Consider the following 22764-nt stretch of genomic DNA (forward strand, 5'->3'; position numbering starts at 1 on the left):
GTGCGGATCGTGATAGCCGAGGACGACCCGTTGCTGCGCGAGGGCCTCGCCCTCCTGCTGCGGGCGGAGTCCCTCGACGTGGTGGCCACCGCGGACAACCCCGAGGACGTGCTCGACGCCATCGACCGGTACAAGCCCGACATCGCCATCCTCGACGTCCGGATGCCGCCCACCCACACCGACGAAGGCATCCGCGCGGCCGTCGAGGCCCGGCGCAGGCGGCCCGACCTCGCCGTCCTCGTCCTGTCCGCCTACGTCGAGCAGTCCTTCGCCACCGAACTGCTCACCGGAGGCGTGGGCGGCCTCGGCTATCTGTTGAAGGAGCGCGTGGGACGCGTCGAGGAATTCCTGGACGCGCTCGGACGGGTGGCCGACGGTGGCACCGCCATTGACCCCGAGGTCGTGGCGCAACTGTTCACCCGCTCCCGCCAGGACACCCGGCTGGAACGGCTCAGCCCTCGCGAGCGGGAGGTGCTCGCCCTGATGGCCGAGGGGCTGGGCAACGGTGCCATCGCCGAGCGGCTCGTGGTCACCGAAGGGGCCGTCCACAAACACATCCGCAGCATCTTCGCCAAGCTCGACCTCGCCCCCACCGACCGGGTGGACCGGCGGGTGGCCGCCGTCCTCCACTACCTGGAGGACGCCCGCCGGCGGGCGTGACCACCCGATGTCGACCACCCGATGTTTCACGTGAAACACGGGCCCGCAGGCATCCAAGGGCGGCAGGCGTCCAAGGGCAGGGGACACCCGCAACGGGCACAGGAGGCAACCCCGTGGCGCATGGCGCCGGGCGGGAGACCTGGAAGGCTGATCTCCCGCCGTACGGCGCCACACCGGACGCCGGGCGTTCGGACGTCCGGCGTCCGGACGTCAGCGCTGGTCGTCGTCCCTGCGGGACGGCTCCTCGGCCTGCTTGGCCCGGACCTCGGGGTCCAGGGAGGCGTCGGGGCTGCCGTCCACCGAATGCAGCCGATGCGCCTCGGACACATCCGTCGCGGCGGGCGGTTCGACCAGCCAGTCGGGGTTGGTCTGGCTGTCCCACCACTTCCAGGCGGCGACGACGGCGCCGGCCAGCACGCCGGCCACGGCCAGCACCTTCGCCGTCCGGCCGGCCTTAGCCCGCCGCTCGTGCTTGCGGACCAGCTTCTGGATCTCCTGGGGCGAGACCTGGCCACGCAGTGCGGCGAGCGCCGCCGCACTCCGCGCTGCGGCCTCGTCACGGACCGGTCCGGCCGCGGCCACGGCCTGCTCGATCCGCGGCCGTGAGTACTCGGCGGCCTGCCGGGCCGCCCGGCGGGTGCGTACGGCTGCGTCATGCGCCGCCTGGTCCATCTTCGGCGGCACATGGGACCGCGCCAGTTCCAGACGCGGAGCGAGCCGGGCGCCGTACTGGACGCGGGCCTGTCCGGCGGCCTGCGACATCACGGGCGCCAGCCGTACGCGCGCCTCCTGTGCATAGTGCGCGGCACGGTCCATGGCTGTGTCGGCGTAGGGCGCCACCACTTCCGCGGCGTGCAGCACGCTGTCCTTTGCCGAGCCGGTCGCGGCGCGCACGCTGTCGATGCGGGTCACGGGATCCTCCTTCTCGGTGGCGTACGGTATTTCGACTTTCCACCCTTTTCAGGATCATGCCTGCCCGCGGGCCCCGAAGCATGCGGGGCGGGCATACGGGTGCTGGTCCGCTCGATCAGGAGCAGAACGTACGAAGCACACATTCCACTGAAGGGGAACTTGTCGTCGACGATGCCACGGATCGCTGCTGCATGCGCCTCGGGTCCGAGCGGACGGGAGCCGGTTTCCGCAAGCGATTCGTGGAGATGCCCGCCCGCACACGGCCGCCGGGCGACGTGCGGGCCGAGCCGTGCGAGGATCGGAGAGTCACAGGAAACAACGGAAGGCAGATCGTGGCCGAGCAGCTTTACGCCACCCTGAAGACCAACCGCGGCGACATCGAGGTCCGGCTCTTTCCGAACCACGCGCCCAAGACGGTCAGGAACTTCGTCGAACTCGCCCAGGGTGAGCGGGAGTGGGAGCACCCGAAGACCGGCGTGAAGAGCAAGGACCGGCTCTACGACGGCACGATCTTCCACCGGGTCATCAGCGGCTTCATGATCCAGGGCGGCGACCCGCTCGGCACCGGCATCGGCGGCCCCGGCTACGAGTTCGAGGACGAGTTCCACCCGGACCTGTCCTTCAACAAGCCGTACCTGCTGGCCATGGCCAACGCCGGCCCCGGCACCAACGGCTCGCAGTTCTTCATCACGGTCGAGTCGACCACCTGGCTGAACCGGAAGCACACCATCTTCGGTGAGATCACCGACCCGGCCAGCCAGAAGGTCGTGGACGCCATCGCCGGTGTCCGTACCAGCCGCCCCAACGACCGGCCCGTCGACGACGTCGTCCTGGAATCGGTCGTCGTCGAGAAGCGTCAGGGCTGAGCCGCGCCGTTTCGCCGCCACCGGTCCGCGCAGGCGCTCCGGTTCTGCCGCAGGGAACCAAACGCCCCGCTCGTCCGTAAGGATGGGCGGGGCGGTGTAGTGCCCGAAACCGACCGAGGGGACCCCATGGACCAGGCCACAGGCCACGCGCAGGACGCCCAGAGCCTGCCCGTGTGCTACCGGCATCCGGACCGCGAGACCGGTATCCGCTGCACCCGCTGCGAGCGACCGATCTGTCCGGAATGCATGGTCAGTGCCTCCGTGGGCTTCCAGTGCCCCGACTGTGTCCGCGGCGGTTCCGGCACCGGACAGCAGCCCCCGGCCGCCGCCTCTCGGCCCCGCACCATCGCGGGCGGCACGGTGACGTCCGATCCCCGGCTGATCACCAAGGTCCTGATCGGCCTCAACCTGGCCCTCTTCCTGGTTCAGCAGGCCGTCGGCGACAGCTTCACCAACCGGCTGGAGCTGATCGGCCAGGCGTACGTCCCGGTCCTCGGCTCGGTCGAAGGCATCGCGGAAGGCCAGTACTACCGCCTGCTGACCGCGATGTTCCTGCACGCGAGCGTCGTCCACATCCTGTTCAACATGCTCAGCCTGTGGTGGATCGGCGGCCCGCTGGAAACGGCCCTCGGCCGGGCCCGCTATGTGGCGCTCTACTTCGTCTCCGGACTGGCCGGCAGCGCCCTCAGCTATCTTCTCGCCGCGCCCAACCAGCCCTCGCTGGGTGCCTCCGGGGCGATCTTCGGACTGTTCGGCGCCACCGCCGTCCTCCTGCGCCGGCTCAACTACGACATGCGCCCGGTCATCGCCCTGCTGGTGATCAACCTGATCTTCACCTTCAGCCCCGGCTTCAACATCGCCTGGCAGGCGCACATCGGTGGCCTGGTGGCCGGCGTCATCACCGGTTACGCGATGGTGCACGCCCCGCGGAAGAACCGGGCGCTGATCCAGTACGGCGCGTGCGCCCTGGTGCTGGTGGTCGTCGTGGCCATGACCGTCATCAGAACGACGCAGCTCACGTGACCAGGGCGGACCGCTCCAGGTGAACGCGCCGCCTTGGTGCAGCTGATACCGAACCGTTGTCCACAGCCCGTGTCGAATCCTGTGCACAGTGTGCGGGACACGTACGCCCCCCGCCGCCTGAGTGTGTTTTCCCAGGTCGGACGGGGGGCGAACAAGTTTGCGGCGACCAGTAGGTCAGTCACACCGGCGTCAACACCCAGTGGGTTATCCACAGATCTTCAGACCTTTTCCCCAGGGGGTGTGGATGTCGGCCCCGGGCCTGTGGATAACTCAGCGGATAGCCCTGGGTAGAGCCGTGTTCACCGGAGCGCGGCTCTTACTTCCACTGGGTGGAGACGCCGAACCCGGCCGCGATGAACGCGAAACCGACCACGATGTTCCAGTTGTCCAGGGAATCGATGGGCAGCGAGCCGTCGGTCACGTAGAAGACGACGATCCAGGCCAGTCCGATGAGGAACATGGCCAGCATCACGGGTGCCACCCAGGCGCGGTTGTTCAGCTTGATAGCCGCCGCCTGCCTCGCCTGTGGCGGCGTGTAGTCGGCCTTCTTGCGGATACGTGACTTCGGCACGAGGGTCTCTCCTGTCGATGCGCTGCGTGGCCGCGCAGGTAACTGGATCGGGCTCCGGAGCAGCGTACAAGGGGACGCTGAGTACTCCCCCGGGCGTCCGTTAGCGTAGTGGTTCCGCGGCGCCGAAGGAGATAAGGGTACGTTGAGCAATTCTGCCGACTCCCCCGGGAGGAGATCAACGGGTTCCCCGCAGGTCCGCGCGGATCGGCAGGCCGGCTCGCCGCGCCTGCGGCCGGTGCGGATCCTCACGGTGGGCGTGTTCGCCCTCGCCGGGCTCATCTTCTTCACCAGCTTCGACACGGCCAAGGGTACGGACATCCGCACGGATGCCTCCCTGCTGAAGCTGTCCGACCTGATCCAGGAGCGCAGCCGCAAGAACAAGGAACTGGACGAGTCCAACGCGGGAGCGCACGACGAGATCGAGGCGCTGGCCGAGCGCGACGACGGCAGCAGCAAGGCGCAGGACGATCGGCTCTCCGGGCTGGAGAAGGACACGGGCACCCAGAAGCTCACCGGCAAGGCGGTCACGGTGACGCTCAACGACGCCCCGCCCAACGCCACCGCCAGGCTTCCCGGCTACCCGGAGCCGCAGCCGGACTACCTGGTCATCCACCAGCAGGACCTGCAAGCCGTGGTGAACGCCCTGTGGCAGGGCGGCGCCGAAGGGATCAAGGTCATGGACCAGCGGCTGATCGCCACCAGCGCCGTGCGCTGCGTGGGCAACACGCTGATCCTCCAGGGCCGCGTCTACTCACCCCCGTACAAGATCACGGCGGTGGGCGATCCGGCGAAGCTGCGCAAGGCGCTCACCGATTCCCCGGCCATCCAGAACTACCTGGTGTACGTCAACGTCTACGGCCTCGGCTGGAAAGTCACCGACGACGGGGCGGTGACTCTGCCGGGTTACTCGGGCACAGTGGATCTGCACTACGCGAAACCCGTCGAGTAGGAGCCCGCCGATCAGTACGTGAGGGCGTCCGTACAGGAGCTGCCGGTGCGCGTGATCGTGAGAACCGTCAGCGAGCTGTGCATCACCGTCGGTGCCTTGATCGTCCTCTTCGTCGCGTACGTGCTGTTCTGGACCGGGGTGAAGGCCGACAGTGCCATGAGCGCCCAGATCGACCGGCTCCAGCAGCAGTGGTCGCAGGGCGCCGTGCACGAGCCGGCGGACCCCAAAACCGCCACGGGCACCGCCCCACCCGCCCGGCCCGCCCCGTACCGCGACGGCAAGGCTTTCGCGATCATGTACATCCCGCGGTTCGGTTTCACGTGGAACAAGCCGGTGCTGGAGGGCACCGGCACGGACGTCCTGAAGGAAGGACTGGGCCACTACGCGAGCACCGCTCAGCTGGGCGGGACGGGTAACTTCTCGGTCGCCGGGCACCGGCGCACCTACGGAGATCCGTTCAAGGACTTCCCCGAACTGCGGCGCGGGGACGCGGTGGTGCTCACGGACGGGACCACTTGGTTCACCTATCGGATCGACAAAGGCCCCTACAAAACACTTCCGACCGATGTCGCGGTGATCGACCCGGTGCCGCGTATGTCCGGATACTCTCGTCCGGGCCGCTATCTGACGCTGACCACGTGTGATCCCGAATGGGGCCACAGTCACCGGTTGATCGTCTGGGCGCATTTGGACTCCACACAGCCCGTGGAGGCAGGCAAACCGAAGGCGCTGCGCCGTTAGTCTGGTGGCGTACGGCGTGAGTCTGGTGCCGTGGCGCTACGGAAGGGGCGGCATGTACGGCTGGATCTGGCGGCATCTGCCGGGCAACGCGTGGGTGAAGGCGATGATCTCCCTCGTGTTGGTCGTGGCCGTGGTCTACGTCTTGTTCCAGTACGTCTTTCCCTGGGCCGAACCGCTGCTGCCCTTCAACGATGTGACGGTGGACAACCAGTGAGTGCGCGGATTCTCGTCGTCGACAACTACGACAGCTTCGTCTTCAACCTGGTCCAGTACCTGTACCAGCTGGGCGCCGAGTGCGAGGTGCTGCGCAACGACGAGGTGTCGACGGCGCACGTCCCCGGGGGCACCTCCCGCTTCCGCTCGGCCGGGAGCGGGGGAGGATTCGACGGCGTCCTGCTGTCGCCCGGCCCCGGCACTCCCGAGGACGCCGGGGTCTGCGTCGAGATGGTCCGGCACTGCGCCGCCACCGGCGTCCCGGTCTTCGGCGTCTGTCTCGGCATGCAGTCGATGCAGGTGGCGTACGGCGGTGTCGTGGACCGCGCGCCCGAACTGCTGCACGGCAAGACCTCACCGGTCGAGCACGGGGGCAAGGGAGTCTTCGCCGGGTTGCCCTCCCCCTTCACGGCGACCCGGTACCACTCGCTGGCCGCCGAGCCGGCCACCGTCCCGCCGGAGCTGGAGGTCACGGCCCGCACCCACGACGGCATCATCATGGGCCTGCGGCACCGGGAACTGCCCGTCGAGGGCGTGCAGTTCCACCCCGAGTCGGTGCTGACCGAGCACGGCCACCGGATGCTCGCCAACTGGCTGGTGGAGTGCGGGGACCAGGGCGCGGTGGCGAGGTCGGCGGGGCTCGCCCCGGTGGTGGGCAGGGCCACGGCGTGACCGCGCTGCGCCCGGAGCGCGAGACCGACGCCTCGTACGGGGATCAGTCGTACGAGGTTTCCGGCGCTCCCGCGGACCGGCGCGATCAGGGCGAGCGGGAGGCGCCGTACCTGCCCCCGGCCGACGAGCCGGGCATGTCCCCGGCCGGGCGGGAGGAGACCTACCTGCCCCCGGCCGACGACGAGACGGTCGCGCTGCGGATACCGCCTCCGCTGTTGGCTGCCGACGGGTCCACGGCCGCCGCTGAATCGCCTTCTGGCGCCTTTCCCGGCTCATCGGCCACGGGACCCGAGCCGGGCGGCCGTGCGGCCCGCAGAAAGGCCGCCAAACGGCGCGGCGGGCGTCACGGCGGCGGCGCCAGAGCGGCCGAGCCGGCGCCGCAGGGGGACGAGCCCAGGGCGCCGCTGTCCCGGGTCGAGGCCCGGCGGCAGGCCCGGCTGCGCAGACCGAGCCCGGCCGTGGTCGCGAGCCGGGTGATAGGCGAGGCGTTCATCACCACCGGTGTGCTGATGCTGCTGTTCGTCACCTACCAGCTGTGGTGGACGAACGTCCGGGCGCACGCACAGGCCGGCAACGAGGCCAACAACCTCCAGCAGGACTGGGAGAGCGGCAAGCGGGCACCGGGGGTGTTCGCGCCGGGACAGGGCTTCGCCATCCTGCACATCCCGAAACTGGACGTCGTGGTCCCGATCGCCGAGGGCGTCAGCAACAAGAAGGTCCTCGACAAGGGCATGGTCGGGCACTACTCCGAGGAACCGCTGAAGACCGCGATGCCGTCCGACAAGACCGGCAACTTCGGGCTCGCGGGCCACCGCAACACCCATGGCGAACCGTTCAGGTACATCAACAAGCTCACGCCCGGTGACGATGTCGTGGTCGAGACGCAGGAGGAGTACTTCGTGTACAAGGTGGCGTCGACCCTGCCGGTGACGTCGCCGTCGAACACGAGCGTGCTGAACCCGATACCGAACGGGTCGGGTCTCACCGCGCCGGGCCGCTACATCACCCTGACCACCTGCACGCCGGAGTTCACCAGCAAGTACCGGTTGATCGTCTGGGGCAAGATGGTCGAGGAACGGCCGCGCAGCAAGGGCAAGCCGGATGCACTCGTCCAGTAAAGGACAGATGAACTGTGTCAGCGACCGCCGACGACACCCAGGACCAGATGTCCGCACCCGGGGCGGTGCCGGAGCCGGGACGCCGGAGGACGGGCCGGATCGCCCTGGCGATCAGCGTCTTCGGTGAACTCCTCATCACCGCGGGCCTGGTGCTCGCCCTGTTCGTCGCCTACTCCCTGTGGTGGACGAACGTCGTCGCCGACCGCGCGGCCGGCAAACAGTCCGACAAGGTCCGCGACCACTGGGCCAAGGACACCGGACCCGGCGCGCTGGACACCAAGGACGGCATCGGCTTCCTGCACGTGCCCGCGATGAAGAACGGGGAGGTGCTGGTCGAGAAGGGCACGTCGACGGAGGTCCTGAACGACGGCGTGGCGGGTTACTACACCGACCCGGCCAAGGCTGTCCTCCCCATGACCGGCAAGACGGGCAACTTCACCCTCGCCGCCCACCGCGACGGCCACGGCGCCAAGTTCCACAACATCGACAAGATGAAGAAGGGCGACCCGATCGTCTTCGAGACGAAGGACGACTGGTACGTCTACCGGACGTACGCCGTCCTCCCCGAGACCTCGAAGTACAACGTCGAGGTCCTCGACCAGGTCCCCGAGGAGTCCGGCAAGAAGAAGCCCGGCCACTACATCACCCTGACGACCTGCACCCCGGTCTACACGAGCCAGTACCGCTACGTGGTGTGGGGTGAACTGGTCCGTGTGGACAAGGTCGACAGCAAGCGGACACCGCCGAAGGAACTGCGCTGAGCGCCGGGCCGCCCTGAGGGCCGGCCGTTCCGTTCACGCCTGCCACGGCCGCCGTGACGCTGACGGCAGGCCGGTCCTCTCCCAGCTCAAGCCGATGCTGCCGCGCCTGCTGCTGGAGCCGTCGTGCATTGCGCCGGCCCCCGCCCGCAGGGCGATCAACTCCCTGCGGTGTTCGCCCGACGTCGCGATGAGCGCGTCCGACACGATTGGCGCGGTGACCGCCGCGCGGCCGTTCCGGGACGGAAAAGGCGTGGGCCCCCGCCGGGAAGTCCCGGCAGGGGCCCTGAGCCGTTGCGGCGTCACGGGCGGATCAGCCGTGCTCCATGCCCCAGAAGCCGCCGTTGCCGTTGCCGCCGTTGCCGTTTCCGTTGCCGCCCGCGGTCGTCAGCGTGATCACGGTGCCGCCGGGATCGCCGACCGGCGAACCCGGGTTCGGGCTCACGCCGGTGACGAGCGCACCGTCACTCTGGTCGCTGCCGTTCGCGAACTGGATGTTGGTGAAGCCGGCGGCGTTCAGCGTCTGCTTGGCCTGCGCCACCGTCCCGCCGCGGACCTCCGGAACCGTCGTCTGCTGGGCGGCCTTGCCGATCTGGATCTGGACCGAGGTGCCCTTCTTGACCTGCTGTCCCGCCGCGGGGTTGGTCTGGACGACCTTGCCGACCATGTTCGGGTCGGTGGTGTCCACCTCGGTGCAGGAGCCCGGCGTGAGCTGGTTGTCCTGCAACTGCTTCTGGGCGGCCTCACAGGTCTGGTTCCGCACGTCCGGCACGGCCACCGTCTCCGGTGCCTTGGCGACCGTCAGCGTGATCACGGTGCCCTTCTGCTTGTCCGTGCCGCCCTCGGGGTCCTGGCTGATGACGACATCGGGGGTCCGGTCGGACTCCTGGGTCTTCTGCTCGACCCTGAAGCCCTTCTCCTCAAGCTGGGACTTCGCCTCGTCGAAGGCCACGCCCCGCACGTCCGGCACCGTGACCTTCGGGGCGCCGGTCGAGATCACCAGGGTGACGGTCTCACCCTTCTTGATCTCCGTCGAGGCGACCGGGTCCTGCGAGCAGACATTGCCCTTCGGCTGGTTCTCGCAGGTCTTGCTGGTCGTGGTCACGGACAGGCCGACGTTGTCGGCCATCTTCCGGGCGTTCTTCTCGGTCTCGCCGACGAAGTGCGGGGTGGGGATCTTGCCGCCGCCCACGTCGCCGTCCCCGCTGACCAGGTACTTTCCGATCAGGATCGCGCCGACCAGGACCAGGATGCCCGCGACCACCAGGAGGATCGTCGAGGTGTGGTTCTTCTTCTGCGGCTGGCGGCGCCGGTCGGGGCGTTCGTCGTAGCCGTAGCCGCCGTCGTCCGGGTTCATCGGCGGCAGCATCGTCGTCGCCGGTGCCCCGCCGTCCGCGCGCAGCGCGGTCGTGGGCTGGTCGTCCGGGTAGCCGCCGTAGCCGACCGCGCCCATCGCCGCCGTCGCCGCGACCGGCTGGCCGTCGAGGCACGCCTCGATGTCCGCGCGCATCTCGTCCGCGGACTGGTAGCGGTAGTTCGGGTCCTTGACCAGCGCGCGCAGCACGATCGCGTCCATCTCGGGCGTGATCTCGGGGTCGAAGACCGACGGCGCCTGCGGTTCCTCGCGGACGTGCTGGTAGGCGACCGCGACCGGGGAGTCGCCGACGAACGGCGGGCGTACCGTCAGCAGCTCGTAGAGGAGGCAGCCCGTCGAGTACAGGTCGGAGCGGGCGTCGACCTGCTCGCCCTTGGCCTGCTCCGGCGAGAGGTACTGCGCGGTGCCGATGACCGCCGCGGTCTGCGTCATCGTCATGCCGGCATCGCCCATGGCGCGGGCGATGCCGAAGTCCATGACCTTGACCTGGCCGTTGCGGGTCAGCATCACGTTGGCGGGCTTGATGTCACGGTGGACGATGCCACTGCGGTGCGCGTACTCCAGGCCCTGGAGGATGCCGACGGTCATCTCCATCGCACGCTCCGGCAGCAGCTTGCGGCCGCTGTGCAGCAGCTCACGGAGCGTGGAGCCGTCGACGTACTCCATGACGATGTACGGGATCGAGACCCCGTCGATGTAGTCCTCGCCCGTGTCGTAGACCGCCACGATCGCGGGATGGTTGAGCGAGGCGGCGGACTGGGCCTCCCGGCGGAACCGGGCCTGGAAGGACGGGTCGCGCGCGAGGTCGGCGCGCAGCGTCTTCACCGCCACGGTGCGGCCGAGCCGGGTGTCATGCGCGAGGTAGACCTCCGCCATGCCACCACGGCCGAGCACCTGGCCCAGCTCGTACCGGCCGCCGAGGCGACGCGGCTCTTCCATAGCTACCTACCAGCCCTCTCCGTCGGTCCCGGCCGGCGCGGTGTGCGCGGCCGGAGGCTGCCGTCCGGGCCTACCGTACCCGGCTCGCTCTGTGTGACCTGGCCAAGCCCGTAACCCGATACAGGACCGGTATCGCACCGTGCGCCGATGTGAAGGGGATGTGACGGCGGTCACTGCTTGGAGTTGATGACCGCCTCCATGACGTTCTTGGCGATCGGCGCGGCGAGACCGCCACCGGAGATGTCGTCGCGGTTGGCTTTGTCGTCCTCGACGACCACGGCCACGGCAACCGGTGAGCTGCCGTCGGGGAGCTTGGCATACGAGACGAACCAGGCGTACGGCTTCTCGCTGTTGTCGACACCGTGCTGGGCGGTACCGGTCTTGCCGCCCACGGTGACGCCGGGGATCTGCGCGTTCGTACCGGTACCGCTCTTGACGACCGTCTCCATCATCGACTGGAGGATCTGCGCGTTGTCGGAGGACAGCGGCTGGCTCAGCTCCTCGGGCTTGGTCTGCTCGATGGTGTCCAGGCTCGACGACTGGAGCTTGTCGACCATGTAGGGCTTCATCAGCTTGCCGTCGTTGGCGACCGCCGAGGCGACCATGGCCATCTGCAGCGGGGTGGCGGCGGTGTTGTACTGGCCGATCGAGGACTGCGCGGTCTGCGACTGGTTCATGTTGTCGTCGAACACGGAGGCGGCGGAGCGGGTCGGGATGAACTGCTCAGCGTCGAAGCCGAACTTCTTCGCCTCGTCCAGCATCTTCTGGTTGCCGAGATCGGAGCCGATCTTGCCGAAGACGCTGTTGCAGGACACCCGCAGCGCCTCGCGCATGGTGGCGTCCTTGCAGGGGAGGTTGCCCTCGTTCCGCAGCGGCATGGTCGTGCCGGGCATGATCCACGGCAGCGGCGAGTCCGTCTTCTCGTCGGCCGAGGTGTACAGCCCGTTCTCCAGAGCCGCCGCCGCGGTGACCAACTTGAACGTGGAGCCCGGCGGGTAGGTCTCGCGCAGCGCCCGGTTCAGCAACGGCTCGGCCTTGTCGGCCCTCAGCGTGTTCCAGGACTTGGCATCGGTGTCGGAAGAACCCGCCAGCGACGACGGGTCGAACGACGGGTAGGAGGCCAGCGCCAGGATCTTGCCGGTGGACGGGTCGAGGGCGACGACCGCGCCCTTGCCGCCCTGCGCCTTCAGACCGTCGTACGCCGCCTTCTGTGCGGCCTCACTGAGCGTGGTGACGACGTTGCCGCCCTGCTTCGGCTTCCCTGTGACCATGTCGAGGGTGTTCTTGAAGAACAGCCGGTCGTCGTCGCCGGTGAGGATGCTGTCCTCGACGCCCTCAAGGAAGGTGCCGCCGAATGCCTGGGAAGAGTAGCCGGTGACCGGGGCCCACATGGGTCCGTTCTGGTACGTGCGCTTGTACTTGAAGTCGCCGTGCTTGGTCTCGGCGGAGCCGGTTACCGGGTCGCCGTCGACGACGATGTCACCGCGCGGAACGGAATAGCGGGCGATATTGACGCGGCGGTTCAGCGGGTCGGTCTTGAGGCTGTCGGCCTTGACGTACTGGAGCCAGTTGTCCCTGAGCAGTAGCGTGAGGACGAGGAGGCCGCAGAAGATCGCGATCCGGCGCAATGGCTTGTTCACATCCGGCCTTTCCACAAGCTGACAGGTGCGCCTGTTGCATCAGTCTGTCGGTGTCGGTGTCAATGCCGATGGTGCTGGCGCTCATTCTCGGCCGCCCACAGTTTAGGGGCACGGACTGTGGCTCCCGGGCGGGGTGGTCCGCAACGACTGATGTGACTGCTCAAGAGACGAGTCTCGGGCGCGGTGGGTTCCGGAAAACCGTGAACGGCTTCCGGTGGCGGCGGACGCCGGTTCCGGAAGCCGTCCATCAGCCAGGCTCTGAGCAGTTGTTCAGCACTTCGGCGGCTTGCCGCCGGTCACGTTGAAGTAGTAGTCGGAGGTGTAGCCCCAGACATTCGCGCTGGAGTTCAGGTTCTTTACGTACCACCAGGTGGTGTTGCCGTAGACACCCTCGCCGTTGACCCAGCACTTCACTCCGGCGGCATCGCCCTTGTAGCCGCGGTCCACGATCGCCAGGTCGGTGCTGGGGCCCTTGCGGATCTTGACGTCGTCCGTGTTCCAGCTGCCCCCGTATGAAGCGGCCTGCGCGCTGGTGGCGCTGGTCACCGTGAACAGTGCGGCGCCGAGCGCGGCAGCCGTGCCAAAGGCGATGCGCTTGCCGCGTGAACCTAAGCGAAGCATGAGATCCCCGTTTGTTGGTCGATCCGTCCCGTGGTCAAGGGACGGCGATGATCAACCGTCAGCCTAGCGATGGCGTACCTGAAATAAAATAATCTTGATGATGGTGATCGGAATCACTCGACGGGACTGACGCTGCCGGGGCGGACCACCTGGGTCATCTCGGCGTCGGAATTGGTGGCCGGGGCCGGGGCCGGGCGGCGCGCGGTGTCGCTGATGCGGATCAGCACGCCGATGAGTGCCCAGTTCGCGATGACGGACGAACCACCGTAGGCGAGGAACGGCATCGTCATACCGGTCAGCGGGATGAGGCCCATCACACCGCCGGCCACGACGAACACCTGGAGCGCGAAGGCGCCGGAGAGGCCGACGGCGAGCAGCTTGCCGAAGGGGTCGCGGGCGGCGAGGGCGGTGCGGACACCGCGCTCCACGATCAGGCCGTAGAGCAGCAGGATCGCCATGAGGCCGGCCAGGCCCAGCTCCTCGCCGAAGGTGGCCAGGATGAAGTCCGAGTTGGCGGCGAACCGGATGAGGTCGGAGTGGCCCTGGCCGAGGCCGGTACCGAGGGTGCCGCCGGAGCCGAAGGCCCACAGCGCCTGCATCGACTGCTCGGAGTGGCCGAGCACGCCCTGCTGGCTGAGCTTGTACTCGTGCAGCGGGTTGAGCCAGGCCTGGACACGCTGCTGGACGTGCGGTTCGAAGCTCGCGACACCGACGGCGCCCACCGCGGACATCAGCAGACCGAAGACGATCCAGCTGGTCCGCTCGGTGGCGACGTACAGCATGATGACGAACATGCCGAAGAACAGCAGCGAGGTGCCGAGGTCCGTCTCGAAGACCAGGATGAGGATCGACATGGCCCAGACGACCAGGATGGGTCCGAGGTCGCGGCCGCGGGGCAGGTAGAGGCCCATGAAGCGGCGGCTGGCGAGGGCCAGCGCGTCACGCTTCACCATCAGGTACCCGGCGAAGAAGATGGCGAGGGCGATCTTCGCGAACTCGCCGGGCTGGAGCGAGCCCAGGCCGGGGATGTTGATCCAGATCTTGGCGCCGTAGATGTTGGCGCCGAGGCCGGGCACCAGCGGCAGCAGGAGCAGCACCAGCGCGCCGAACATCGAGATGTAGGTGTAGCGCTGCAGGACGCGGTGGTCCTTGAGGAAGATCAGCACGACGATGAACAGAGCGATGCCCATCGCGGTGTACAACAGCTGGCGGGGCGCCGCGTTGCCGGCCTGGTTGATGGACCGCAGCAGCTTCGACTGGTCGAGCCGCCAGATGACGACGAGTCCGAGGCCGTTGAGGAGCGTGGCCAGGGGCAGCAGCAGCGGATCGGCGTACGGCGCGAACTTCCGTACGGCCAGGTGGCCGACGCCCGCGATGAGGCCGAGCCCGCAGCCGTAGCTGAGCAGGCCCGGCGGGACCTGGTCGTTGATGGCGAGGCCCACGTTGGCGTAGGCGAACACCGGGATGGCGACGGCGAACAGCAGCAGCGCGAGCTCGGTGTTGCGCCGGCTCGGCGCGCCGATGGAGCCGATCGTGGACGTGTGGTGCGTCGACGTGTTGGTAGAACTGCTCATCGTGTGACGGGGCCTCTCACGGCTGCCTACTGCTTACCGCACAGCGAGACGACCTTCTGCTCATCCTCCGAGAGGGTGGGGCCGGGGCTGGGGGGCGCGGACGGGGTCGTGGTCGTGGACTTCGGCGAGGACGAGGAAGTCCCCGGGGAAGCCGACGGGTTCGGTGACTGCGAGGTCTTGGACGTGAGGGAGGTGTGGCTGGTTCCGGCGGTGCCGCCGCTCGCGCCCTTGCCCGTCTTGGCGTTGCTGCCGCCCTGGACGGTCTGCCGCTCCGTCTCCTTCTTGCAGGCGGAGGCCTGCACCGCCAGCTCCTGGACCTTCGACCGGGCGTCCCCCAGACCGCCCTCGGCGATCGTGGCCTTCACCTGCTTCTGCTGGTAGGGCGGCAGGTACTTGAGTTCGATCTCGGGGTGGTCCTGCTCCACCTTCGACAGCGACACCCAGGCCAGGTCCTGGCTGATGCCCTGGTACAGCGCGACGTGCTCGTCCTTGACGCCGACGAAGTACTGGGTCTGGGTCCAGCGGTAGGCGCCGTAGAGGCCGCTGCCGATGACGACGAGGGCGAGACCGCCGAACAGGGACCGCTTCAGCCACCTGCGGCCCTTGCGCGGCTTGATGAAGTCGTCGTCGCCGTAGTCGCCGAAGCCGTCGGCCGGTACGTAGCCGGTGGTGTCGCCGCTGCCGGGCGGGCCGAACTCGCCGCCGCCCTGGCCGGGCGCCTGGCGGCCGAGGTGGGATGCGCGGCCCGCCGGGGTCTGCATGATCCCGTTGTCGTGCAGGTGGAGCTGGTTCTCGGCGACCGCGCCGACCACCACGGGGGTGTCGGACAGCTGGGCGGCGGGGGTGTCACCGGTGTCCAGGTCGAGGACGTCGGCGATGATGACGGTGATGTTGTCGGGGCCGCCGCCGCGCAGCGCGAGCTGGATCAGCTCCTGCACGGTCTCCTGCGGGCCCTGGTAGCTGGCGAGGGTCTCCTCCATCGTCTGGTGGGAGACCACGCCGGACAGGCCGTCGGAGCAGATCAGATAGCGGTCGCCGGCCCGGACCTCGCGGATCGACAGGTCGGGTTCGACGTGCTCGCTGCTGCCTAGCGCACGCATCAGCAGCGAACGCTGCGGATGGGTGGTGGCCTCCTCCTCGGTGATCCGGCCCTCGTCGACGAGCCGCTGCACCCAGGTGTGGTCCTGGGTGATCTGGGTGAGGACGCCGTCCCGCAGGAGGTAGGCGCGGGAGTCGCCGACGTGCACGAGACCGAGGCGCTGGCCGGTCCACAGCAGGGCGGTGAGCGTGGTGCCCATGCCCTCCAGCTGCGCATCTTCCTCGACGAGGGCGCGCAGCTGGTCGTTGGCGCGCTGCACGGCGGCGCCGAGGGAGGTCAGGATGTCGGAGCCGGGCACGTCGTCGTCGAGGGTGACCAGCGTGGAGATCACCTCGGAGGAGGCGACCTCGCCGGCCGCCTGGCCGCCCATGCCGTCGGCGATGGCGAGCAACCGGGGACCGGCGTAACCGGAGTCCTCGTTGCCCTCCCGGATCATGCCTTTGTGCGATCCGGCGGCGAAGCGCAGTGACAGACTCATGCGCACCTCGCCGGTCGGCTGCTCCGGGTACAGCCGGTCGTGTCGAGCCACCCTGCCCACCCTCCGGTCGGGAGCGCGCCCGGGACCGCACCGCGGTCCGCCGTTGCGTGCTCGCTCCGCTCGCGCTCACTCATGATGTAGCACTACTTCCGCAGCTCGATGACGGTCTTGCCGATGCGGATCGGCCCGCCCAGCGGGATCGGCGTGGGCGTCGTCAGCCGGGACCGGTCCAGGTACGTGCCGTTGGTGGACCCCAGGTCCTCGACGATCCACTGGCCGTCGCGGTCCGGGTAGATCCTGGCATGGCGGCTGGAGGCGTAGTCGTCGTCCAGCACGATCGTGGAGTCGTGCGCCCGGCCCAGGGTGATCGTCTGGCCCTGCAACGCGACCGTGGTCCCGGTCAGTGTGCCTTCGGTCACCACCAGCTTGGTGGGGGCGTTGCGGCGCTGACGGCCGCCGCTCTGCTGGCCGCGCTGCTGACGTTGCTGCTGTTGCTGCGGCGGGGCCTGCCGGGCGGCCTGCTGGCGCCCGGCGTCCCTGCGGGACCCGCGCTGGGTGACGCGCGTACCGAACAGGTCGCTGCGGATGACCTGCACGGCCACGATCACGAACAGCCACAGTACGGCCAGAAAGCCCAGCCGCATGACCGTGAGGGTCAGCTCTGACATTGCCCCCGCTTCACCCTTCGGCTTGCCGGTAAATGATGGTGGTGCTGCCCACGACGATCCGCGAGCCGTCGCGGAGCGTAGCGCGGGTGGTGTGCTGCCCGTCCACCACGATGCCGTTGGTGGAGCCGAGATCCTGGATCGTCGAGGGCGTTCCGGTCCGGATCTCACAGTGCCGGCGGGAGACGCCGGGGTCGTCGATCCGCACGTCGGCTTCGGTGCTGCGGCCCAGCACCAGCGTCGGGCGGGAGATCTGATGGCGGGTGCCGTTGATCTCGATCCAGTGGCGGGTGCGGCCGCCGCCCGCCGGGGCGGCCGGGGGCCGCCGGCCCGCGGGCTGCGGGTAGCCGTAGCCGCCGGGACGGGCGCCGGGCGGCGGCGACGAGGGCATGGGGGGCGCTCCCGCGGGCGTGGCGGGCTGCGGGTACCCGTAGCCGCCCGGAGCGGCGCCGGTGCCGGGCCGCCCGGCCGCCGAGGGCGCCGGACCCTGCTGGTCGCTGGAGGAGGCGAGGGTGCGGCTGCGGACCCGGTACAGGCCGGTGTCCAGGTCGTCCGCCTTCTCCAGGTTGACCTTGATCGGGCCCATGAAGGTGTAGCGCTGCTGCTTGGCGTAGTCGCGCACCATGCCGGCCAGCTCGTCGCCGAGCTGGCCCGAGTAGGGGCTGAGCCGCTCGAAGTCCGGGGCGCTCAGTTCCACGATGAAGTCGTTGGGGACGACGGTCCGGTCCCGGTTCCAGATGGTGGCGTTGTTGTCGCACTCCCGCTGGAGCGCTCCGGCGATCTCCACGGGCTGGACCTCGGACTTGAACACCTTGGCGAAGGTGCCGTTGACCAGACCTTCGAGACGCTGCTCGAACTTCTTCAGGACTCCCATGGGGCACCTCCTCCGTCGTTGCCGTTCTTCCCTGCCGCGCTGCCGCTACCGCTGCCGCGACAGTCACTATTACTACTGCTGCTGCTACTGCCGCACTTGCCTGGTCCTGCCGAGCGGTCCCGGAACCGCCCGCCCGTCCTGGTACTGCTTACTGATCGTATCCACGCGCCCGCCGATCGACCGGTTCCCCGGACGGCCGCCCTGCGAACTCCTCCTGTCAAGGATCGTAGAGGCGAGTGGGGACAAGTGTCCCGCACCCGGCTGTGGACCCGGCCCTCCTCATGAAGAGATGGCCCGGACCGGTACGAGGTTGATACGCGAACCAGGACAGCTTGATACGCGATGCGGTTCCCGGGGTGCCGGAGGGGCCCTGGAGCGAGGTCGGGGGCGGCTGGAGGGCGGTCAGAAGTGATGTGAACCCACCCTGTCCGGCGTGCTAATCTTCTGCATGTCGGAAGGCGCCAGCCCAAAAGGGTCAGAACCGGAAGACACACCCAATGCGCGGGTGGCGGAATAGGCAGACGCGCTGGATTCAGGTTCCAGTGCCCGCAAGGGCGTGGGGGTTCAACTCCCCCCTCGCGCACCGAGAAGTAGCGACGGAACGGGTCCCCGCCGGTGACGGAAGTCAACGGCAGGGACCCTTTCTCGTTGTGCGACGTTGTGCGACGCGGCCGGCGGTTGTGAGGCATCGCACAGCCTGTGGACGGGTGCCGCCGGCGTCGCCGGTGACCTATCTCACGGCCGGGACCGGCCCGGCCGGTGCGTGAGTGGCGGATCTTCGTGCGTCGGCGGTGGAGCGTCGCGGGCCGACCGGGCGGACGGGGAGTTGCCACTCGTCGGGTCCGGGCCGTGGAAGGCGCGGGCGCCGACGGGGAATTCGGGTTCCGTGTCCGCGTGCGCACAGTCCGGTCGAGGATCTTCGGACTCGGCGGCCCGTGGCGGGGTCGTACGCAGGCGGCGAGCGGGAACTCGGTGAACAGGGCGGAACGCCGGTCCCGTTCGGGGGAATCGCCGACGTCCGTGGCCGCCGCTCCCGTGCTCGTCCTCTGTCGTCGGTCTCGTACCGGTCCGTTGTCGTCGCTCCCGTGCTCGTCCCCTGTCGCCGGTCCCGCATCGGTCCGCTGCCGTCGGTCCCGTGCCCGGTGCTGCCCGGCGGCGGGCGGCAGCGGCGGCGTGATGCGCAGCCGTGGGGTTCGGTGCAGGCTGGCAGGGGAGGACACACGTTCCGCGGGGGCGGTTGTGCGACTGCCCGTCCGTCCGGCGTCGCCCCGGAACGGCGGTGCGAGATCCAGGCCCGGCCAGGCCGGGGTGTCCCTTTCCGCGCACGTCGCGCACGCGCACCGGCATGGCCTGCGCGGTGCGGCCGGGGCGAGCCGGTCGCGGGGACGTCACCTGCCCGCGGTGCCGCTCGGGCGGAGCCAGACCGCGGTGCCGCTCGCGGAGCAGACACTGACAGGAGGAAGCGCGATGGAGATCAAGGGATCCGTCGCCCTGGTGACCGGGGCCAACCGCGGTATCGGCCGTGAGTTCGCTCGTGCGCTGCTCGCCCGCGGAGCGGACAAGGTCTACGCCGGTGTCCGCGACCCGGCGAGCGTGCGCGACAAGAACCTGTCCCCGCTGCGTCTGGACGTCACGGATCCGGAGGAGGTCGTCGCGGCCGCCGTCGCCGCGGGTGACGTCACCATCGTGATCAACAACGCGGGCGTCGGAGGCTTCAGTACCAAGCTCTGGGAGGGCTCGTTGGACGGCGCACGGCAGGCGATGGAGGTCAACTACTTCGGCACCTGGGCCGTCTCCCGTGCCTTCGCCCCCGTCCTGGCCCGCAACGGCGGCGGTGCGCTGGTGAACATGCTGTCGACCGCCTCCTGGGCCTCGCGGCCGGACTACCCCGGCTACGCGGCATCCAAGGCGGCCCAGTGGTCGCTGACGGGCGCGCTGCGGGAAGGCATGCGTGCACAGGGGACGCTCGTGATCGGCGTGCACGCCAGTTTCGTGGAGACGGAACTCAGCTCCTTCACGGACGCACCGAAGATCGGCGCGGCCGACGTCGCCGAGCAGACCATGGAAGCCCTGGAGAACGACCGGGTCGAGGTCCTCACCGACGAGCGGACCAGGCAGGTCAAGAGCGCCCTGTCGCAACCGCTCGACCACTGAGGGGGCCATGGCAGGCGCCGGCGTCCGAATCGGTCAGCCGCCGGGGCCGGCCGGTCGTCCGCCGGAGCCCGCGGCGCCGTCCTGGATGCCGGCCGCTCCGCCGATCGCCAGGACGGGAAGGGTAGTGGCGGGCGGCCATTCAGGATGATGAGTAACATCCTGAATGGCCGGGACAGGATGGCATTGCTGGATTTGTTTTTGCAAGTCTGATGGTGGACGCTGTCGTGTCCGGCGGGGGTGGTGACGCTCGTAATCGTCCTGATGTGCCGCGTGCAATGCCGTTCTGGCTGCTGGCTGCTGGCTGCTGGCTGTCGGTGCCGGGCGGCTGTGCGGAGGTGTAGTGCAGTGCAGTCCGATCTAGCTTTAAAAAAAGGAGTCAGATACTCTCTCGCGTATGAGTGACGAACCGCAGTTTCATGTGAGCGAAGTGTCGCCGTCCTACTGGCGGGTGACCTTCTCCAATGGCCCGATCAACCTCATCGACGTGGACACCATCGAGCAGCTTGCCGCTCTGGTGGACCGCATCGAGCGGGCTCCGGATCTGACCGTGGTGGTCTTCCGGAGCGCCAACCCCGACTTCTTCATGGCGCACTTCGACTTCCTGGCGGACAGGGCGCGTATCGCCGCCATGAAGCCCGGTCCCACAGGACTTCACCCGTACGCGGACAACCTCGTCCGCCTCGGCAGGGTCCCGGCCGTCACGATCTCCGCGATCGAGGGGCGTGCCCGAGGGGCGGGAAGCGAGTTCGCGCTGGCGACGGACATCCGCTTCGCCGGGCCGGACGCCGTCCTGGGCCAGTTCGAAGTCGGTGTCGGGGCCGTGCCCGGCGGTAACCCGTCGGGGCGCCTCGGCAGGTTGGTGGGCCGCGGCCGGGCGATGGAGATTCTGCTGGGGGCGGACGACTTCCCGGCACGGCTGGCCGCTGAGTACGGCTACGTCAACCGCGTCCTTCCCGAGGGCGAACTGGACGACTTCGTCGATGCCTTCGCCCGTCGCATTGCGGGTTTCGACAAGGTCGCCGTCTCCGAGACCAAGGCACTGGTCGACGCGAGCACCCGCATGCCCGATGAAGAGTTCGGTTCCGCACTCTCCGCGTACTTTCGTACGGCGGGGCGGCCGGAGAACGAACACCGGGTACGGCGCCTCTTCGAGCGCGGCCTGCAGCAGCCGGACGGCGTCGAGCTGGACCTGGGCGAGCAGGTCGCGGAGCGGCACTGAGCGCCCGGACCCGAGCGCCTCCCCTCGGGGGGAAATCGGGGAGACCCCCGCCGGGGCGGGGCCGTGGTGTCACGGCCCCGCCCCGGCGGCATCGGAAGCGGTCAGGCCCTGGCCGTGGTGCGGCAGGTCGGCCGGCGCCGGCACTGGCACTGGCACCGGCGATGTCGGGCAGTGGGGGGTGTTGGGCTGCGGGGAATGTCAGGCGGCGGGGGGCGCGGCCGGTGACCCGTGCTGCTTGAGCTGGTCGGCGACCTTGCCGAGCAGTTCGTCGGAGAGGGCGGGGTCGGCGACGGCCCGGGACATGAGAGAGGCGCCGACCAGGGCGCTGAGGGTGAGCATGGCCTCGGCCCTGGCCTCCTCCGCGTTCTCGCCGAGACCGGCGATCAGGTCCAGATAGGCGCGGACCTGCTTCTCGTATGCCTCCTTGAAGTCCCTGTCCCCGCGTCCGGCCGCGGCGCCGAGCGTGACCAGGGCGCAGCCGGTGGCCGGTGCGTCGCGGTGCCGTTTGCCGAGGTAGGCGTCGATGAGGCCGGTGCGCGGTTCCTGCTCGTTCTTGCGGGCGGCCTGCTCCATCTTCGCCGTGCCCTCGGACAGCGCCGTGGTCACGGCCTGGGCGACGAGATCGTCACGCGAGGCGAAGTGCTTGTAGAAGCCGCCGTGCGTCAGGCCCGCCTCCTGCATCAGTTCGGCGATGCCGGGGCGGGTGACGCCCTCCGCGCGGACCTTGCGGGCCGCGATCCGCAGCACCCGCTCACGGGACGCCGCCTTCTCCGCCTGTGAGTGCCCCACGTCGGGCCTCCCTTCGCACAGCGGCATCGACCGCTCGGAAACTAGATGACGCCCATCATACATACAGGGCAATAAACCGGCCCTGAGCTGGCCATATTCGCCTTCGAGGATGACAGGACACATCTTCAAATTGGGTGTTGTGCGTCATCTTGGATGGTGTGCGTCATGGGGATCGGTGTCGGCCCACGCGCCCGCGCACCGTTCCCCGGATCGGCGCACCGTTCCCTAGACCAGGTCGACGTCCGAAGCGGCGACCTCACGCGCGTCGTCGTCGGCGATGAAACCGACGTGGACCGGCCGCCCCGTGGACCGCTGGCGCCGCAGGGCGAAGGGGCCCGAGGGGCGTGGCCGGTGGCGGTCCCCCCATTGCTGGAGCGCGGCGAGGATCACCTGGAGTTCCTCACCGGCCGGGGTCAGGTGGTAGCTGTCGCGGGGCCGGCTGCCCGGCACCTGGTACGTCCGTGTGCGCAGGACTCCCGCGCCGACCAGCGTCTTCAGCCGTGTGCTGAGCAGGTTCGGCGCGATGCCCAGCGAGTCCTGGATCTCCGCGAAGCGGTGCTTTCCGGTGTAGATCTCCCGGATGATCAGCAGCGTCCAGCGTTCGCCCAGCACTTGCAGACTGCGTTCGATGGAGCAGGACGGCTCGTCGTGCGCGGCTTCAGGCACAGTGGCTCCCTCTCCCTGCATCGCTTTCATCTGCCTGCGTCGCGTACGGCGTGTACGTCGCGTACGGCGTGTACGTCGCGTACGGCGTGTACGGCGCGCCAATCGCAGGCTGTTGTCAGCCTAGCTTGCACTTCGTTGGTCAGCCCACCTCTGGTGCGGTCGACATGGCTGGGGTGTCTGCGAGAACA

The 22764-nt window shown here is 69.0% G+C and carries 22 protein-coding genes and 1 tRNA gene; 12 read left to right on the forward strand and 11 right to left on the reverse strand.

Annotated elements, in window-relative coordinates:
• Entirely contained in the window at window positions 1-660 is a 660-nt protein-coding gene (locus ACFY2B_RS21685) for a response regulator transcription factor (protein ID WP_390764711.1), read from the forward strand.
• Between the two features lie 210 nt (window positions 661-870).
• Here ACFY2B_RS21685 and ACFY2B_RS21690 read toward each other — a convergent pair whose 3' ends face one another.
• Window positions 871-1572, reverse strand: a complete 702-nt coding sequence (locus ACFY2B_RS21690; RefSeq protein WP_390764712.1) for a DUF5324 family protein — start codon at window positions 1570-1572, stop codon at window positions 871-873.
• Window positions 1573-1904: 332 nt separating this feature from the next.
• Here ACFY2B_RS21690 and ACFY2B_RS21695 point away from each other — a divergent pair, with 332 nt between their 5' ends.
• Together ACFY2B_RS21695 and ACFY2B_RS21700 are read left to right on the forward strand one after the other, a co-directional pair.
• A complete protein-coding gene (locus tag ACFY2B_RS21695) occupies window positions 1905-2438 on the forward strand; it encodes a peptidylprolyl isomerase (RefSeq protein WP_390764713.1) in 534 nt (177 codons plus the stop codon).
• Window positions 2439-2564: 126 nt separating this feature from the next.
• Window positions 2565-3461, forward strand: coding sequence for a rhomboid family intramembrane serine protease (locus tag ACFY2B_RS21700; RefSeq protein WP_390764714.1), 897 nt, complete (start codon window positions 2565-2567; stop codon window positions 3459-3461).
• A 316-nt stretch (window positions 3462-3777) separates the two neighbouring features.
• Here ACFY2B_RS21700 and crgA read toward each other — a convergent pair whose 3' ends face one another.
• Window positions 3778-4032, reverse strand: a complete 255-nt coding sequence (crgA, locus tag ACFY2B_RS21705) for a cell division protein CrgA (RefSeq protein WP_390764715.1) — start codon at window positions 4030-4032, stop codon at window positions 3778-3780.
• 142 nt (window positions 4033-4174) lie between these two features.
• Here crgA and ACFY2B_RS21710 point away from each other — a divergent pair, with 142 nt between their 5' ends.
• From ACFY2B_RS21710 to ACFY2B_RS21735, 6 genes are read left to right on the forward strand one after another with little or no spacing between them, the layout of a single operon-like run.
• Window positions 4175-4981, forward strand: coding sequence for a DUF881 domain-containing protein (locus ACFY2B_RS21710; RefSeq protein WP_390764716.1), 807 nt, complete (start codon window positions 4175-4177; stop codon window positions 4979-4981).
• A gap of 45 nt (window positions 4982-5026) precedes the next feature.
• Complete coding sequence (locus ACFY2B_RS21715; RefSeq protein ID WP_390764717.1) at window positions 5027-5722, forward strand: class E sortase; 696 nt, start codon at window positions 5027-5029, stop codon at window positions 5720-5722.
• Between the two features lie 16 nt (window positions 5723-5738).
• Window positions 5739-5936 (forward strand): hypothetical protein, encoded by a 198-nt coding sequence (locus ACFY2B_RS21720; protein ID WP_376525650.1) that lies wholly within the window; start codon window positions 5739-5741, stop codon window positions 5934-5936.
• On the forward strand, window positions 5933-6607 hold the full coding sequence (locus ACFY2B_RS21725; RefSeq protein ID WP_390764718.1) for an aminodeoxychorismate/anthranilate synthase component II: 675 nt from the start codon (window positions 5933-5935) through the stop codon (window positions 6605-6607). The genes ACFY2B_RS21720 and ACFY2B_RS21725 overlap by 4 nt, the downstream gene beginning before the upstream one ends.
• Window positions 6604-7725: a class E sortase gene (locus tag ACFY2B_RS21730; RefSeq protein ID WP_390764719.1), complete on the forward strand. Its 1122-nt coding sequence runs from the start codon at window positions 6604-6606 to the stop codon at window positions 7723-7725. The genes ACFY2B_RS21725 and ACFY2B_RS21730 overlap by 4 nt, the downstream gene beginning before the upstream one ends.
• Window positions 7726-7772: 47 nt before the next feature.
• Window positions 7773-8486, forward strand: a complete 714-nt coding sequence (locus ACFY2B_RS21735) for a class E sortase (protein WP_390764802.1) — start codon at window positions 7773-7775, stop codon at window positions 8484-8486.
• Window positions 8487-8796: 310 nt separating this feature from the next.
• On the opposite strand, the gene pknB is transcribed toward ACFY2B_RS21735, so the two are convergent.
• The 7 genes from pknB to ACFY2B_RS21770 form a co-directional block, all read right to left on the reverse strand.
• Window positions 8797-10797, reverse strand: a complete 2001-nt coding sequence (pknB, locus tag ACFY2B_RS21740; RefSeq protein ID WP_390764720.1) for a Stk1 family PASTA domain-containing Ser/Thr kinase — start codon at window positions 10795-10797, stop codon at window positions 8797-8799.
• Window positions 10798-10967: 170 nt separating this feature from the next.
• On the reverse strand, window positions 10968-12437 hold the full coding sequence (locus tag ACFY2B_RS21745) for a peptidoglycan D,D-transpeptidase FtsI family protein (RefSeq protein WP_390764721.1): 1470 nt from the start codon (window positions 12435-12437) through the stop codon (window positions 10968-10970).
• Between the two features lie 270 nt (window positions 12438-12707).
• Entirely contained in the window at window positions 12708-13058 is a 351-nt protein-coding gene (locus ACFY2B_RS21750; RefSeq protein WP_390764722.1) for a hypothetical protein, read from the reverse strand.
• Between the two features lie 113 nt (window positions 13059-13171).
• Entirely contained in the window at window positions 13172-14632 is a 1461-nt protein-coding gene (locus ACFY2B_RS21755; protein ID WP_390764723.1) for an FtsW/RodA/SpoVE family cell cycle protein, read from the reverse strand.
• A gap of 26 nt (window positions 14633-14658) precedes the next feature.
• Window positions 14659-16209 (reverse strand): Stp1/IreP family PP2C-type Ser/Thr phosphatase, encoded by a 1551-nt coding sequence (locus ACFY2B_RS21760; RefSeq protein ID WP_390764803.1) that lies wholly within the window; start codon window positions 16207-16209, stop codon window positions 14659-14661.
• A gap of 143 nt (window positions 16210-16352) precedes the next feature.
• Window positions 16353-16877, reverse strand: coding sequence for an FHA domain-containing protein (locus ACFY2B_RS21765; RefSeq protein WP_390764724.1), 525 nt, complete (start codon window positions 16875-16877; stop codon window positions 16353-16355).
• Window positions 16878-16887: 10 nt separating this feature from the next.
• The gene (locus ACFY2B_RS21770; RefSeq protein WP_390764725.1) at window positions 16888-17748 is read right to left on the reverse strand and encodes an FhaA domain-containing protein; all 861 of its coding nucleotides are present in this window, start codon (window positions 17746-17748) and stop codon (window positions 16888-16890) included.
• A gap of 499 nt (window positions 17749-18247) precedes the next feature.
• Here ACFY2B_RS21770 and ACFY2B_RS21775 point away from each other — a divergent pair.
• The 3 genes from ACFY2B_RS21775 (at window position 18248) to ACFY2B_RS21785 (ending at window position 21121) form a co-directional block, all read left to right on the forward strand.
• A tRNA-Leu gene (locus ACFY2B_RS21775) sits at window positions 18248-18331 on the forward strand.
• Window positions 18332-19215: 884 nt separating this feature from the next.
• A complete protein-coding gene (locus ACFY2B_RS21780; protein WP_390764726.1) occupies window positions 19216-19902 on the forward strand; it encodes an SDR family oxidoreductase in 687 nt (228 codons plus the stop codon).
• Window positions 19903-20296: 394 nt separating this feature from the next.
• Window positions 20297-21121, forward strand: a complete 825-nt coding sequence (locus tag ACFY2B_RS21785; RefSeq protein ID WP_390764727.1) for an enoyl-CoA hydratase/isomerase family protein — start codon at window positions 20297-20299, stop codon at window positions 21119-21121.
• A 198-nt stretch (window positions 21122-21319) separates the two neighbouring features.
• On the opposite strand, the gene ACFY2B_RS21790 is transcribed toward ACFY2B_RS21785, so the two are convergent.
• Window positions 21320-21910, reverse strand: a complete 591-nt coding sequence (locus ACFY2B_RS21790) for a TetR/AcrR family transcriptional regulator (protein WP_390764728.1) — start codon at window positions 21908-21910, stop codon at window positions 21320-21322.
• Window positions 21911-22135: 225 nt separating this feature from the next.
• Complete coding sequence (locus ACFY2B_RS21795) at window positions 22136-22576, reverse strand: winged helix-turn-helix transcriptional regulator (protein ID WP_390764729.1); 441 nt, start codon at window positions 22574-22576, stop codon at window positions 22136-22138.
• Window positions 22577-22764: the final 188 nt, after the last annotated feature.

This window comes from Streptomyces sp. NPDC001270 (assembly GCF_042896695.1).
Classification (GTDB): Bacteria; Actinomycetota; Actinomycetes; order Streptomycetales; family Streptomycetaceae; genus Streptomyces.

Bases quoted from the DNA above. Each gene is read 5' to 3' on its own strand.
- ACFY2B_RS21700 (WP_390764714.1), top strand. From the start codon at position 2,565: ATGGACCAGGCCACAGGCCACGCGCAGGACGCCCAGAGCCTGCCCGTG.
- ACFY2B_RS21735 (WP_390764802.1), top strand. From the start codon at position 7,773: ATGTCCGCACCCGGGGCGGTGCCGGAGCCGGGACGCCGGAGGACGGGC.
- pknB (WP_390764720.1), bottom strand. From the start codon at position 10,797: ATGGAAGAGCCGCGTCGCCTCGGCGGCCGGTACGAGCTGGGCCAGGTG.
- ACFY2B_RS21750 (WP_390764722.1), bottom strand. From the start codon at position 13,058: ATGCTTCGCTTAGGTTCACGCGGCAAGCGCATCGCCTTTGGCACGGCT.
- ACFY2B_RS21755 (WP_390764723.1), bottom strand. From the start codon at position 14,632: ATGAGCAGTTCTACCAACACGTCGACGCACCACACGTCCACGATCGGC.
- ACFY2B_RS21760 (WP_390764803.1), bottom strand. From the start codon at position 16,209: ATGAGTCTGTCACTGCGCTTCGCCGCCGGATCGCACAAAGGCATGATC.
- ACFY2B_RS21765 (WP_390764724.1), bottom strand. From the start codon at position 16,877: ATGTCAGAGCTGACCCTCACGGTCATGCGGCTGGGCTTTCTGGCCGTA.
- ACFY2B_RS21770 (WP_390764725.1), bottom strand. From the start codon at position 17,748: ATGGGAGTCCTGAAGAAGTTCGAGCAGCGTCTCGAAGGTCTGGTCAAC.
- ACFY2B_RS21780 (WP_390764726.1), top strand. From the start codon at position 19,216: ATGGAGATCAAGGGATCCGTCGCCCTGGTGACCGGGGCCAACCGCGGT.
- ACFY2B_RS21785 (WP_390764727.1), top strand. From the start codon at position 20,297: ATGAGTGACGAACCGCAGTTTCATGTGAGCGAAGTGTCGCCGTCCTAC.